The sequence below is a fragment of the Candidatus Enterococcus avicola genome (assembly GCF_047470845.1).
GTDB lineage: Bacteria > Bacillota > Bacilli > Lactobacillales > Enterococcaceae > Enterococcus_D > Enterococcus_D casseliflavus.
On record NZ_JBLGTY010000004.1, the window covers coordinates 78,280 to 92,904 of the forward strand.

15 protein-coding genes are annotated in these 14,625 nt (G+C 40.5%); 4 read left to right on the top strand and 11 right to left on the bottom strand.

Annotated features, from left to right (window positions below):
- Positions 1-13: 13 nt before the first annotated feature.
- The 11 genes from fsa to ACI3E5_RS05485 form a co-directional block, all read right to left on the bottom strand.
- Positions 14-658: a fructose-6-phosphate aldolase gene (gene fsa, locus ACI3E5_RS05435; RefSeq protein WP_395997466.1), complete on the bottom strand. Its 645-nt coding sequence runs from the start codon at positions 656-658 to the stop codon at positions 14-16.
- Between the two features lie 21 nt (positions 659-679).
- Positions 680-1,957, bottom strand: coding sequence for a class II D-tagatose-bisphosphate aldolase non-catalytic subunit (locus ACI3E5_RS05440; RefSeq protein WP_142968581.1), 1,278 nt, complete (start codon positions 1,955-1,957; stop codon positions 680-682).
- Between the two features lie 594 nt (positions 1,958-2,551).
- The gene (locus ACI3E5_RS05445) at positions 2,552-3,643 is read right to left on the bottom strand and encodes a PTS fructose transporter subunit IIC (RefSeq protein WP_142968582.1); all 1,092 of its coding nucleotides are present in this window, start codon (positions 3,641-3,643) and stop codon (positions 2,552-2,554) included.
- A gap of 18 nt (positions 3,644-3,661) precedes the next feature.
- Positions 3,662-3,976, bottom strand: a complete 315-nt coding sequence (locus ACI3E5_RS05450; protein WP_142968583.1) for a PTS fructose transporter subunit IIB — start codon at positions 3,974-3,976, stop codon at positions 3,662-3,664.
- A 13-nt stretch (positions 3,977-3,989) separates the two neighbouring features.
- Complete coding sequence (locus tag ACI3E5_RS05455; protein ID WP_077451911.1) at positions 3,990-4,499, bottom strand: PTS sugar transporter subunit IIA; 510 nt, start codon at positions 4,497-4,499, stop codon at positions 3,990-3,992.
- Positions 4,465-6,381 (bottom strand): BglG family transcription antiterminator, encoded by a 1,917-nt coding sequence (locus tag ACI3E5_RS05460; protein ID WP_498855854.1) that lies wholly within the window; start codon positions 6,379-6,381, stop codon positions 4,465-4,467. Before ACI3E5_RS05460 ends, ACI3E5_RS05455 begins: the two co-directional genes overlap by 35 nt.
- A 487-nt stretch (positions 6,382-6,868) precedes the next feature.
- On the bottom strand, positions 6,869-7,942 hold the full coding sequence (locus ACI3E5_RS05465) for an ABC transporter substrate-binding protein (protein WP_074933293.1): 1,074 nt from the start codon (positions 7,940-7,942) through the stop codon (positions 6,869-6,871).
- The gene (locus ACI3E5_RS05470; protein ID WP_498820997.1) at positions 7,939-8,775 is read right to left on the bottom strand and encodes an ABC transporter permease; all 837 of its coding nucleotides are present in this window, start codon (positions 8,773-8,775) and stop codon (positions 7,939-7,941) included. Before ACI3E5_RS05470 ends, ACI3E5_RS05465 begins: the two co-directional genes overlap by 4 nt.
- A complete protein-coding gene (locus tag ACI3E5_RS05475) occupies positions 8,772-9,581 on the bottom strand; it encodes an ABC transporter permease (protein WP_010749878.1) in 810 nt (269 codons plus the stop codon). Before ACI3E5_RS05475 ends, ACI3E5_RS05470 begins: the two co-directional genes overlap by 4 nt.
- 12 nt (positions 9,582-9,593) lie before the next feature.
- A complete protein-coding gene (locus ACI3E5_RS05480; RefSeq protein ID WP_005228533.1) occupies positions 9,594-10,682 on the bottom strand; it encodes an ABC transporter ATP-binding protein in 1,089 nt (362 codons plus the stop codon).
- Positions 10,683-10,698: 16 nt separating this feature from the next.
- Entirely contained in the window at positions 10,699-11,241 is a 543-nt protein-coding gene (locus tag ACI3E5_RS05485) for a helix-turn-helix domain-containing protein (RefSeq protein WP_005228532.1), read from the bottom strand.
- A 386-nt stretch (positions 11,242-11,627) separates the two neighbouring features.
- Between ACI3E5_RS05485 and ACI3E5_RS05490 the strand changes: the two genes are divergently transcribed.
- Genes ACI3E5_RS05490 through ACI3E5_RS05505 form a run of 4 tightly spaced genes read left to right on the top strand, consistent with a single transcriptional unit; the run spans position 11,628 to position 14,600 of the window.
- Positions 11,628-12,617 carry an acrylyl-CoA reductase family protein gene (locus ACI3E5_RS05490; RefSeq protein WP_005228530.1) on the top strand — a complete coding sequence of 330 codons (990 nt, stop codon included), beginning with the start codon at positions 11,628-11,630 and terminating at the stop codon, positions 12,615-12,617.
- Positions 12,614-13,363: a phosphopantothenate--cysteine ligase gene (coaB, locus tag ACI3E5_RS05495; protein ID WP_005228529.1), complete on the top strand. Its 750-nt coding sequence runs from the start codon at positions 12,614-12,616 to the stop codon at positions 13,361-13,363. Before ACI3E5_RS05490 ends, coaB begins: the two co-directional genes overlap by 4 nt.
- Positions 13,364-13,395: 32 nt before the next feature.
- A complete protein-coding gene (gene coaC / locus ACI3E5_RS05500; protein ID WP_005228528.1) occupies positions 13,396-13,953 on the top strand; it encodes a phosphopantothenoylcysteine decarboxylase in 558 nt (185 codons plus the stop codon).
- Positions 13,954-13,955: 2 nt separating this feature from the next.
- Positions 13,956-14,600, top strand: coding sequence for an ECF transporter S component (locus ACI3E5_RS05505; protein ID WP_005228527.1), 645 nt, complete (start codon positions 13,956-13,958; stop codon positions 14,598-14,600).
- Positions 14,601-14,625: the final 25 nt, after the last annotated feature.

A 14,625-nucleotide genomic window follows, 5' to 3' on the forward strand; every position in this document is an offset into this window, starting at 1 on the left:
TCTTGTTCATTCATTATTTTTTAAATGCTTCCCAATCTTTTAAGAAGGTGGCAATGCCTTTATCCGTAAGAGGATGTGACCAAAGACTAAGAAAAAGACTACTCGGGATAGTTGCAATGTGGGATCCTAAATGAGCTACCGATTCCACATGATGCAAATTTCTAATACTGGCCGAAATAATCTCAGTATCGAAGCCATAAAAATCGATTGCTTGTCTTAGCTTTGCAATCAGCTCGTATGCATCTGTGCCAATATCTTCAAGTCTGCCAATAAATGGACTGATGAAGGTTGCACCAGACTTCATCGCTAATAGTCCTTGAGAAAAAGTAAAAATCAGTGTCACATTTGTCTTAATACCTTCTTTTGACAAGACATTGACTGCTTTTAAGCCTTCTTCTGTCATAGGAATCTTCACAACGACATTATCCGCCCACTTTGCAAGTTCTCTTGCTTCAGTGATCATTTCTTCAGCTGTTAAACCGATTACTTCAGCGCTGACAGGACCAGTGACAATCGAACATATCTCTTTAATTACCTCTTCAAAGTCTCGACCTTCTTTAGAAATAATTGTCGGGTTCGTGGTAACACCATCAACTAAACGTAATGAATTAATTTTTTTAATCTCATCTACATTTGCAGTATCTAGAAAAAATTTCATCTTGCTCTCCTAGTTGCCTACCTATTTGGCATTATTTTTGATACGTGTTGTAACACCCTTCAAATTGTAACATTCTGCATAATCCCGAATTGGGCGTTTGATATGATCGACTACATAACGCTGACCATCAATATTGTGCATTTTAAGGTTTGCATACATTTTTTCGATTTCAGCTTTTACTTCGTCATCGTTAAAAGTATAGTGACCAGCAATATCTAAAATTTCTGCTTGGAGTTGTGCATCATTTTGATCCATGATTTGACTAACCGTCAATTCTTTTTGTTCGCCAACCATCCATTTTCTCCAACGCTCACTCTTAATGGCATGTTCAAGCAATACATCACGCGTATTAGAAGCATCTTTAACCAACCCATATTCCACTAACTTTGCTTCGACAGCAGCAAGATTTAAATAAGCACGTGTTTCTTCGGTGCCGTACTGTGGCGCCACATTAGTCGCAGTGATGGATGAAGGAATGTGTTCTAATAAAGTGACATCATCTAAATAATCTCCATTATGTTCTTTCAAACCTACCCCGTATTTTTTAGCCATTTGAGCTAAATCATAAGCATTTTTGAAATGGAAAGTACCTACTTGTTCTGTCTTACGCGTCAATGTTCCCGTTTGTCCAACAATAAAAGTTGGCATTGGTAAGTCCCGTTTTTCTAACTCTTCTTTCAATTTTAAAATAAATGTTTCATAGGTTTCAGTGGATGTTAACCCACCATTTGTTTCCTCTGTCCCTACTTCATAACCAATTTCTGGTAACTTACGGGCTTTACGTTCCTTTTCACAGAAGTCAATCAAATCAACTGTACGTTCGAGTACCGTGTCTAATGGGATTACTTTACCGACTTCAAAGGGATCTTTTGTAGGATCAATCATTAGCAGATCAAAACCAGCTTCTATATCTGCTACATAAGATTTCTTACCTAGTTCCATCGCTTTTTCAGTTGGTAGATGATCATTACGCTCTTTGTCACGTTGCCAAGGTCCGCCATGATCTCGACATAAGTAATAAAGATTGTCATATCCGATGTCTTCGGCTACTTCCTCAACAGCTTTCGCAAAAGTAAATTGATTCCAGCCATTTACATATCCGCCCCCTAGCTCATCAGCATCTACTTGATTACGACTAGCAATAAACATGACAGGATAATCGTCTTCTTTAGATAACTCAAGGGTGGCTTGGACACAATTTTTTGACATTGGTCCAATCCCAAGCAATGTAGCGCTCTCACCAGTTGCTTGCAAATCTAATAACCCTTCTACGACTGTTTTGATCGGTAACTTTTCCATTTCAGTTACATCTCCATTTCTACTGTTAATTTGTTTGTCTACCTTTTACAAGTAAAGTATAGAATCTATTATTCTTTCTGAATATTACATTTTTCTGCAACAAGTGAATGCATGAATCCTCCGACTTGTTGCAGTTTATCCAAAAGAGGTGTTGTTGAATTCCCAGCACGCATTATTTATGATTATTATGGATACTGAAAGATCTTTAAATTATGAGTGACAAAAAGAACGCTTGAGCATCGAATCTTTAAATAAGGGAACGAAAAATCAGCGGAGAGTTCATTCACACTATATAGTGGCGCTTGTCTGCCTTTGTGAGGTCTTCTGCATTTTTATGAAAAGGAGCTATTGAGCTGTATTAAAAAGTCAGTGTTTAAATGTTTAGACCCATTTCTCAAAAAAAGAGACGGGGACAGAAGTGTTAACCTTCGAGAAATAAGGAGGAATACAAGGAAATTACTTTTCAAATTTTGGGTATTTCGACTTATTTCTCGGGGTTGCTTTTCCCGCCGTTTAGACGTGTTTAGAGCGTGGGACAAAAGTGTTTTTTGCTTTTGTCCCACGCTCTCGCTAGTTATTTTTATTTTGTTATTTCTATTTTGCTACTTCTACTTGTTCTGTGTTCTCTTCTTTTTTCTTTCTTTTTTCATCAACTAAGCTTGGTTTTGTAAAATGAAGGATACCCGCTGAAATAGCTGCTCCGACAATGATGGAAAGAGCGTACCACAATTTACCATTCACAACCGGTAAGATAATAAATCCTCCGTGAGGCACTAATGCTTCTACTCCTGTTGCCATCCCCATTGCACCACCTACAGCACTTCCGATAATAATTGCTGGCAGAACTCGTTTGATATCTTTTGCCGCAAACGGAATTGCGCCTTCTGTAATACCAATTAATGACATAAAGAATGCTGAAATTCCTAAATCTTTATCTTCAGCAGTATATTTTTTCCGGTCAATAAATGTCGAAATTGCCATAGCCAATGGTGGGATTGCACAGGCAATTCGGTGGGCGCCATTTGGTCCATACACACCTTCAGCCATCAATGCTAATGTAAAGGCAGTCGCTGTCTTGTTAATTGGTCCCCCCATATCAACTGCTGTCATTGCACCTAGAATCAATCCTAAAATAAGAGCACTACCACCCTGCATTTGACCAAGAACTTTAACCAACCAATCCATTGCTAAACCAATTGGTACAGAAATTACATAAATATAGAACATTCCAAGTACAAAAGTCGTAACTACTGGTACGATCAAGATAGGCATGATCGTTTTGATGGTAGACGGAACTTTCCAAGTTTTGCACCAGCGAACAAAATAACCTGCAGCAACACCCATAATCATGGCTCCAAGAAAACCGGTCTTGACTTGACCTTCACCGATTGGATTATTTGCTACAAACCCTAAAATCATTCCCGGAACTAGACCAGGTTTCCCTGCTAATGAATTTGCAATATACCCAGAAAGTAAAGGAATCATCATCGCAAAACCTGCAGCACCTAAATCATTTAAGTTTTGCATAAAAGGATTAGTGATCTCCATTCCGGTATCAGTTGCTTTCCCGGTAGCTAAAGCGACTGCCAGAAAAATCCCCCCGACAACAACTGATGGCAACATAAAAGAAACCCCTGTATTAAAGGCTTTTTGTAAGTCTTTAAAAATTTTATTCTCTTTTTTCATTTTTTTGAGTCTCCTTCTTTATAATTTTTCTGCTTCATCAATATATTTGGCAGGGTATTTGATCATATCACCAGGCTCTACGTTTAAGGTTTTCCCCATCTCTATTTTTTCTTCAAAACGTTCGCTATCCTCTACATCGATAGCAACTGCTAAAATTAAGACGTCTGCTTGATCAATGTCTTCTTGTTCTAGCTGATTTTCAATTCCCATGCTACCTTGAGTTTCGACTTGGACTTCATGTCCGCGTTTTCGGCATTCTTTTTCGATCGCTTCTTGTGCCATATACGTATGAGCGATCCCTGTTGGACATGCTGTAACTGCTACTATTTTCATTCTAAATTCCTCCTTAAATTTCAATTGAACTCAACTGTTCATATATTTTATTTTTATCTGTTTCACTCAATAACTTATCTCTAAAATCATCATCTAGTAATTTCTTGCTTAATTGCGAGATAAATTTTAGATGCATCTTGCCTTCGCTGTTTTGTGGAACACCAATCAAAAAGACGAGGCGAACCATTTCTTCATTTTCTTTTGTCCATTGAAAAGCTTTATTTACTCGTAAAAAGGCGATGAATGGATGCAATACCGCTTCGGTTTTCCCATGGGGAATCGCGATGTCATACCCGATCGCAGTCGGAACTTCAGACTCACGTTTTCTTACTGCTTGATACAGTTCATCTGCATCTTCGACATAGCCAACAAATTCAGCTGCCTCGACGATATGTCGGATCACTTCATCTTGATCAGCTAAATCACTATTTAATAAAATCAAATCCGGAGTAATAACTCCTTTATCACTTTTCTGAACATTCTCCACTTTAATCACTCCCAATTCTTCTATATAACATTTCATTTGTCGTTGAATCTCGCAATTGCTTTAAGTACTCATTGTTATCAATGATGTTATAGATATCTGACAAAATATTCCGTGTCTGAAAGGTATCCTGTTTCGCAATACAAATTAAAAAAATCAAATCGACATAATATTTATTCCATTTAAATTTCTTTTTGTTTTTGACTACAACAATGATCGTTTTATTGACGTATGTCGAATTCCCGTGAGGGACAGCGGTGCCAGAAGGTAAATCAGTACCGCCCAACTCTTCACGCTCTAGGACTGTTTGTCTAAATGATGAGCTTACGTAATTCCTCTGTATCAGTCTTTCACCGACTTGATCGATCAGCTCTTCTTTAGAAGAAAAGTTGGTATTCACATAAATAAGATCTTTCGTAACAAATTTCATCAGATGATGCGCTCGCACAAATTCTAGAACCTTATTCTCAGACTCTGGAAGCGAGTTTGAATACTTAATTCGTTCTATATCTTCTTTCGTTAAAAATGGTGAAACCAAAATAACTTCCTTTTTAGGAATATCTATCTTAATGGTTGAGATAATCATGTCATAGTCTTCAAGAGTCATCTGTTCCAATTCCGGCACAGAGGCTACTTCAAATGAGTCCAATGATGGTAAAACATTTTTGATTCGATTTATCAGCAGTTCCGAAGTTGCAATCCCCATTTGACAAACAATCAAGATTTTTCGATTTAATCGTGCGCGTTCGATTGCAGCTTGGAAATACATTGTCAAAAAGGCAATTTCATCCTCATTAAAACTAAGCCCTAATTCCCGTTCATATTCACTTAGTACCACCCAAATAACATTGAAGGTTAAAGAGAATTCGTTTTTTATTTGTAGGGTAAATGGGTTCTCCGTTTTGTTGTTCGTCCTTAAACGATAAATCATTGGGGGAATATGATTTTTTAACTGTTCCTCCAACTTTTGATCACTGGCAAAGTTGATATTCAGTGCAGTTGAAACTCTCGAAAGTAATTGTTCAACAATCACACTATCTATTTCTTCCTCTGGCAAAGGTTCAAAACGATTAGAGATCAGTTGCAATGATAAGTATTGAACATCTTCGTTCGTATAAGAAAACCCCAAACGTAAAGCTGATTTATGCAACAAACGAACAGCACTTTCCTCAAAGAAAACTGTTGCCACATTGGCCTCAGATTTTTTTATTTCCTCGATGTGATGACCTTTGAAAACCCGAAAAACTAGAATAATAAAAATGTTCAAGATGTTTTGCACATAATAGTCAGAAATAGCGTTTACATTTTCTCGAATATAGGTATACAAAATATTCGAGCAAGCACTGATCAAATTTTCGCCATAGTATGGACTTAATAATTTAATTTTTTCGGCAAAATCCTCATCGTATAGTTCTGAATTATTAAGTAAATAGCGATTAAACTGCAGCAATGCTTTTTGAACGTCTTCCTCTGTCCCCAATAATGACGTGCCATGAACATCGCTGCACAGCTTGATACTTGATCCAACATTCAATATTTTCATAATGAATTCAAAATCTTTAATAATTGAAGTTTTACTCACCATAAATCTTTCCGATAAATGGTTGAAGCTAACCACCTTTTCATCGAATAACAAGGTACTCATGATCTCAATTCTTCGGTTGAATGTATTGTAAAGATCACTTTCCTCTTTCTTATTCTCGATTCCCTCAACTTCCTTGAAACGTTTTAGCGCAATACCAACTCCGCGCTTTTTCTCAAGATATTCTCCCGAGCTCTGGAGATATTCTTCAATGATCCCTAATTCGCTGTGCGTCGTTCTTTTTGAAACACCCAATTTGCTTGCAAAATAATCGACTGTTTTAAAGTCACTTTGTCGCACTAATAACTCTAATAATTTTTTTTGTCTTTTTGTAAGCATGATGATAACCACTTCCTTACTATCCAAAATAAAGGCCTTAATCTTTTGATAGCGTTATCAGGATCGTAACCTTATTATAGATGTGCTTTAGAAAAAAGCATATTACAATTCATTGCAACAAGTCGATACAACATCTCACTTACTTGTTGCAGAAAAGGCACTTAAATAAATGTAAGTATTCCTTTAAATTCTCGAAAATAATATCAATCACATTGAAATCACGTTTATAAAACAACTTGATTTCCTATAGAACTTATAATCATATCATAACCTCAAAAAGATCAATTTATTTTGATGTCTCATCTATTATTACTTAAAAAAAGGAAAACATTCATATATAAATTACCTTGCCTTATTTGCTTATCAAAACTCATCATTCCTACTTGATAAAGAACTATTATCCATAGACTCCCTTCGTACATCAGGTAATAAATAATAAAAAAACTGCCATTAAACAGGATACATTCCCTGCTTAATGGCAGTTTGTTTATTTCCGATACATCTTCAATTCCAAGAACAAATCATTATAGATGCCCAGATACTCAGCACCTAAGTTTTCATAGACTTCGAGGTGTTCCATTAATTCATCGGATGGATAGAATTGTTCGTCTTCGGTGATCTCGTCAGGCAGTAATGCCATGGCTGCTTGGTTAGGTGTGGAATAGCCGATGTATTCTGCGTTTTGTGCAGCGTTCTCGGGTTCTAGCATAAAGTTCAAGAAGGCGTAAGCACCGGCTTCGTTTTGTGAGGTCTTAGGAATGACCATATTATCAAACCACAGGTTGGAGCCTTCCGAAGGGATCACGTAATGAATGTGCTCGTTTTCGTACATCATGTCGGCTGCTTCCCCAGAAAATGTGACCGCAACCGATGCTTCTTCATTTGCCATGTACATCTTGATTTCATCTGCGACGATGGCTTTGATGTTTGGGGTCATGGTCCGTAGCTTATTGAATGCCTCTTGCAGCTGATCATCGTCTTTGCTGTTAAGAGAATAGCCTAAGCTGTCCAAACCTAATCCCATCACTTCACGCGCGCCATCGATCAGCATGATGCTATTTGCTAATTCGGGTTTCCAAAGATCGTCCCATTGGGTGATCTCACCTTCATCAAAGAATTTATCGTTATAGACGATCCCCAGTGTTCCCCAGAAATAAGGGATGGAATATTGATTGCCAGGATCAAAACTCAGGTCCAAAAAGCGAGGGTCGATATTGTCTAACCCTTTGATTTTACTGTGATCCAATGGTTTTAAAAGATTTTGTTCCATCATTTTCTCAATCATGTATTCACTCGGTATGGCGATGTCATAGGACGTACCGCCTTGTTGGATCTTCGTGAACATCGCTTCATTTGAGTCAAAGGTTTCATAATTGACCTTGTAGCCAGTCTCTTCTTCAAACTTACTGATCAAATCTGGGTCGATGTAGTCGCCCCAGTTGTAGATGTTGACGACCTCAGCGCCCGCCATACCAGAGGAGCGTTCCAATTCACGGACACCAAAGAGCAAGATCAGGACGATCGCAACAATACCGATAATCAGAGATTGTAGTCGTTTCATCGCAGATTTGCCACCTCCACACGGCGGTTTTTACGCAATTTCTTCGCGCCGTTTTCTTTACTGATAAAGTAATAGCCTACCACCAGGATCATGGAGAATAAGAAGACAAGTGTACTTAATGCATTGATTTCTAAACTGATTCCTTGACGTGCTCTAGAATAGATCTCTACCGATAAGGTACTAAAGCCATTGCCTGTCACAAAGAATGTCACGGCAAAATCATCGAGTGAATAAGTAAAGGCCATGAAATAGCCGGCGATGATGCCCGGTGTCAAGAAAGGCAAAATGATATTTTTAATGACTTGAAAATTATTCGCGCCTAAATCACGGGCAGCATCGATCATTGAATCGTTCATCTCTTGCAGTTTCGGCAAGACCATCAACACCACGATCGGGATACTAAAGGCGATATGCGAAAGCAATACGCTGAAAAAGCCTAAGCTAAACCCACGGAACAAGTTGCCGATCATCGTAAAGAAAATCAAGAAGCTAGCACCAATGATGACATCTGGTGAAACCAACAAAATATTATTCAAACTCAACAATGCCGTTCTCGTTCGGCGTTTGCGGGTATAGTAGATGCCTATCGCACCAAATGTGCCGATGATCGTTGCCAGTAATGCTGATAAAAATGCCAGCATAAAGGTGTTCAACACGATGATCATCAAACGGGTATCTTGAAAGACGGATTGGTAATGTTCAAAAGTGAAACCCGTAAAAGCATTCATGGTGCCTCCTTCATTGAAGGAATAGAAAATCAAATAAAAGATCGGCACGTACAAAAGAATAAAGACGACGATCAGATAAAGATTCGACCAGCGAAATTTTTTCATTTACGTTGCCCTCCTTTTTTCTTTTCTCCCGTAAACAACATCACGAGGAACATGGCGATGATCAAAATGACGCCGATGGTCGAACCCATGCCCCAGTTTTGGGTAACGAGAAAGTGCTGCTCGATCGCTGTACCAAGCGTGATCACTCGATTGCCCCCAATCAAACGGGTCAACATGAAGAGGGAGAGCGACGGAATGAAGACGGCTTGGACGCCGCTTTTCACACCGTTTAACGACAGAGGGAAAATCACTCGTCGAAACGTATCGTAGCTGTTTGCCCCTAAATCGCGACTGGCACTGATCAAAGAGGGATTCATTTCTTCTAAGGCATTAAAAATCGGCATGATCATAAAGGGCAGTTCGATATAGACTGCAACCGTCAAAAAGCTGAAGTCGGTAAACAAAATCTGCTTTGGTCCAACACCCATGATTTCTAGGAAGTTGTTGACACTGCCATGAATGCCGAAAATCCCAATAAACGCATAAGCTTTTAACAATAAGTTGACCCACGTTGGTAAGATGATCAACAGCAGCCACAAATCTTTGTGACGCAGCTTAGTTAAGAAATAGGCTGTCGGGTAGCTGATCACTAAGGTAATCACGGTGATCAAAAAGGCATACCAAACCGAGTTTAAGGTCATGATCAAATATTTGCCAGAACCTAAGTAGCTTTGATAATTGACCAGCGAAAAGTTGCCGTTCATATCAAAAAAGGATTGGTAGATGATCAATAAGACTGGTGCAATAACAAATAGCAATAACCAAAAGACATAGGGTATCGCATAAAAACGACGCATTTTCGTCATTAGCTTTCCCTCCTAATCTTCGTAGCTCTCTAAACGAGCATCAAAATCTTCTTCGGACTCATTGAAACGCATGACGTGGATGTCTTCTGGTTCAAAGGAAAGCCCGATCTTGCTTCCTTCAGTGGCTTTTCTTGTAGAGTGAACCATCCATTCGTTGCCTTGTTCATCGTAACAAATGATTTCGTAATGCACGCCTCGGAACAATTGCGTGTCTACTTCAACGACCAGCTTGCCTTTTTCCGCCGTCGTCAAATTCAAATCTTCTGGACGGATCACGATCTCAACAGCTTCATTCGGCCGCATCCCGCCATCGACACATTCAAATTGCTTGCCGACAAACTCCACTAAGTTGTCTTCGATCATCGTACCTGTGACGATGTTGCTTTCACCGACAAAATCCGCCACGAAATGATTGATTGGTTCATCGTAAATATCCACTGGTGTGCCACTTTGGACGATCTTCCCTTTGTTCATAACGAAAATCTCATCACTCATCGCCAACGCTTCTTCTTGGTCATGGGTGACAAAAATAAAGGTGATGCCTAGTCGCTGCTGCAATTCCCGCAGCTCGTATTGCATGTCGGTTCGCAATTTCAAATCCAATGCGGACAAGGGTTCATCAAGAAGCAATACTTTGGGCTCATTGACGATCGCTCGTGCGATTGCGACCCGTTGGCGTTGACCTCCTGACATTTCGCTGATTTCACGATTCTCATAACCAGGAAGCTGCACTAGCCGCAACGCTTCTAAGACTTTTTTATTCACTTCATCTTTTGGTAATTTTTTGATTCGCAGACCAAATGCCACATTTTCAAAAACGTTCATATGCGGGAATAAGGCGTAATCTTGAAAGACTGTATTCACTTGCCGTTGATTGGCAGGAACGTCATTGATTCTTTGTCCATCAAAATAAACGTCGCCTTCTGTTGCGTCCGAAAAACCCGCAATGATGCGTAAGATGGTTGTTTTTCCACAACCTGAAGGACCTAACAATGTATAAAAGCGACCTTCTTCAATATCAAAACTCACTTTTTTCAAAACTGTTTCATCATCATCAAATCGCTTCACCACATTGTTGAATGAAATTATTGTTTTTCCCACACTCTTTCCTCCTGTACTATAAATAAGAATCTGTCACGACTACAAGCACACGGCTTTTTTTGCCCGCAATATTTTTTAATTGATGCGGCTCAGTCGCCTGATAATAAATCGATTGGCCTTTACGAGCCTTGTACTGCGTTTCTCCTAGTGTCAAGGCCACACTGCCCTCTAAGACATAGATAAATGTTTCTGCTAACGATGGTTCAAAGGTCTTGTATTCGCCCGCTTTATCAAAAGTCAGCAAGACTGGCTCCATTTCATTTTCATTGGAATCGGGAATCAGCCACTTCAATTCATAGCCATTTTCTTCATCATAATAAAGCGTGCTATCTTCTTCGCGATAAACCACTTGATGCTGCGCATTTTCTTCTCGGAAAAATTCCTCTGGTGTCACGCCTAAAACTTCTAAGATCGTAAAAAAAGTTTCCATAGAAGGCGAACTCAAATCACGCTCCAACTGTGAGATATAGCCTTTCGTCAAATCGGTCCGCTCGCCTAATTCTTCTTGGGTCAAATTCTTTTGAACGCGCAAATTGCGCAGCTTCTCGCCAATCTCCATATTCATTCCCCCTTTGATTGACACAACTTCAAATAAAAAAGTTTGCTATAAGTAAACTTCATGTTTAATTTCACTTTTTCTAGTATACAAATAATTGCAAAAAACACAAGCCTTTTTTCTTCATTTTTTTGAAATCTTTTCTCTCTGATCAAAAAAAGGAGTGACGCTAAACGCTTGTATTATAAAGGAAAGGAGTGGCGGTCCCGTCATTTTCGCTTTTCAAAGGTTTAAAAGAACAACTTCTATTTTAACGAAGAAAAGGTAGATTTAATAATGATCTGTTTTTGCTGATTTTTTGATAAGAAGACCTACCTTTTCTTGCTTCGCTGGTTAAAAAAATAAAACTTATGGTATTATGAGTACAAACCATCAAAGGAGTGTCTGAAATGACGAATTTCTCTACCTTTCGTGTCATGAATGAACCAAATTTTACTGCTTCACTCACAACTGCAACCCTTGACGAGCTGCCAGCAGGCGATGTGCTTGTCCGTGTTGATTACTCAGATGTCAATTACAAAGATGCCTTGGCAGCAAAAGAAAATGGCGGCGTGATCCGCACGTATCCGATGACGCCGGGAATCGATTTAGCAGGGGAAGTCGTGGACAGTCAGTCTGCTGATTTTGCCCCAGGCGACCAAGTTTTAGTGACAGGTTATGGCTTAGGGGTTTCTCACCCAGGCGGTTACAGTCAATTTCAACGGGTCCCAGCCGAGTGGCTCGTGAAACGTTCTGCTGGTTTTTCAGCAAAAGACAGTATGACCTATGGCACTGCTGGGTTCACAGCAGCTTTAGCGGTGCAAGAATTAGAACAGCTGCACTTAGCAAAAGACGCTACTATCTTGGTGACAGGTGCTAGCGGTGGCGTCGGCAGTGTCAGCATTGCTTTATTGAAAAAACTGGGCTATACAAATATAGTGGCGCTATCTCGGAAAACCGATGCGCAATGGTTGTTGGACCTAGGCGCAGCGAAAATCGTCAGTCCTGATGACGTGGTACCAGAAAAGGTCAAACCATTAGCAAAACAAACGTTTGCAGCGGTCATCGATACAGTTGGCGGTCCATTGCTTGCGGCAGTGCTTCCGCAAATCGCTTATGGGGGCGGTGCCTTCTTATGCGGCAATGCTGGTGGGATCAAAATCGAAACGACTGTCTTACCCTTTATTTTGCGTGGGATTCGCGTAATTGGGATCGATTCGGTCAATGTTTCCCATGAGATCCGCACGGCATTATGGGAGAAATTAGCGGGTGAGTGGAATGTGATCGATCAGCTTTACACGAAAGCCATCACTTTGGAATACTTGCCAGAAACATTGGCAGCTTTATTAGCAGGCACGCACCAAGGACGGACGATCGTTGAGGTGTCACAAGCACAATGAGAATTTTGATTACGGCTGGCGGTACTTCCGAAAAAATCGATGATGTTCGTGCAATTACGAATCATTCCACGGGCTCACTTGGTCAGGCCATTGCCAAGGAATGGCTGCAATACCCTGAGGTGACCATCGATTACGTTACGACGAAAACTGCCAAACAACCGCCGACCGATCCACGAGTTACCTGTTATTTCATTGAAGGGACCACGGACTTGTTGGCGCAGTTGACCGATTTATTGACGACCCATTCGTATGCTGCTGTGATCCACAGTATGGCAGTCAGTGATTTCACCCCTGCTGCTCATTTTTCAGAAGCAGCGTTTTATGAAGCAATCAACGATGCCCTACCAGCTTATGACAATCAGGTCACTCCGGCATTGATGGCACACGTGCTCACACAATCTGAAACAACGGCAGGCAAAGTTTCTTCCAATACTGATCATTTGTTTTTAGTGTTGAAGAAAACCCCGAAAGTGATCCAAACCATCAAAGCATTACAGCCGACAACCTTATTAGTCGGATTCAAATTATTAGTAGACGTAGCGGAAGCCGAGTTGTTTGCGGTCGCACGAAAAAGTCTGCTGGCTAGCCAAGCGGATTATGTGTTGGCCAACGACTTGACGCAAATTTCTGGAAACCAGCATGTCGGACACCTTTTGACACAAGAAGGACAAATCGGGACTGGCCGCACAAAAGCTGAGATCGCAACCTTGATCGTTGACACATTACGCAATGACCTGCGTGCTTAGCTAGATGTTTTTTTAGAAAAGGAGAAAGAAACATGAAACAAAAACACGTTCTGCTTGGCGTCAGCGGCAGTATCTCTGCATACAAAGCAGCCGACCTAACCAATGAATTAACCAAAAAGGGCTATGCAGTGGATGTCTTAATGACTCAAAATAGCACACAATTTATTACGCCTTTGACTCTACAGTCATTATCCAAACGCCCGATCCATGTGGATGTTATGCAAGAACGTCAACCAGATCGCATCAATCATATTGAACTAGCCAAACAAGCCGATCTTTTCTTGCTCGCCCCAGCCAGTGCCAACAGTATTGGCAAGCTGGCGCATGGGATAGCCGATGATTTGATCTCAACAGTTGCCTTAGCGTTGCCGTTATCCGTGCCCCGCTTGATTGCGCCAGCCATGAATACCGTCATGTACGAAAACCCGATTGTTCAAAGAAATTTAGGGATTTTGAAAGAAGTCGGCTTCCAAGAGATTGAACCCCGTGAAGCGTTACTGGCTTGCGGTGATTTCGGCAGAGGCGCATTAGCAGCAACAGAAACGATTCTTGAAAAAGCATTGACTGCTTTGGAAGTACGGAGTGTCTAACAATGAAAAAAATATCAACTTTTGAACTTGTCTTAACAGCTTTCTTTTTAGGAATCTTGATTCTTTTAGCATCGGTTCCCTTTCTTGGGTTTATTCCCTTAGGACCAATCAATGCGACAACGATGCATATTCCTGTGATCATCGCTTCTATTGTATTGGGCCCTCGGATCGGCGGCTTTTTAGGCGGCGCCTTTGGGATCATCAGTATGGTGCGTTCGACCTGGATCATCACCCCGCTTTCTTTTGTCTTCTCCCCTTTCGTACCGATTTATGGGAGTGATCAAGGAAGCTGGAAAGCGATCCTCGTAGCGTTGATTCCTCGTATTTTGATTGGTGTCGTTCCTTACTTTGTGTACAAAGGCTGTCAAAAAATCTGGAAAAACAAACAGCAAAGTCTTTCGCTACTGATTGCTGGTGTTGCGGGAGGCTTGACGAATACGATCCTGGTTATGAACTTGATCTACTTCTTGTTCCAGCAAGAATATGCGGAGGTTGTAGGAAAAGCCGGCAATGCTGTCTATGCAGCGATTTTAGGTGTAATCTTCGCCCAAGGTGTACCTGAAGCCATTGTAGCGGGAATCGCCACGATGGCAGTTGGAACCGTCCTTTTACGCTTAGTCATGAATCGCAAAAAAAATCGTATCTAAAAAAATAGCGACCGCCCAAAGTTAG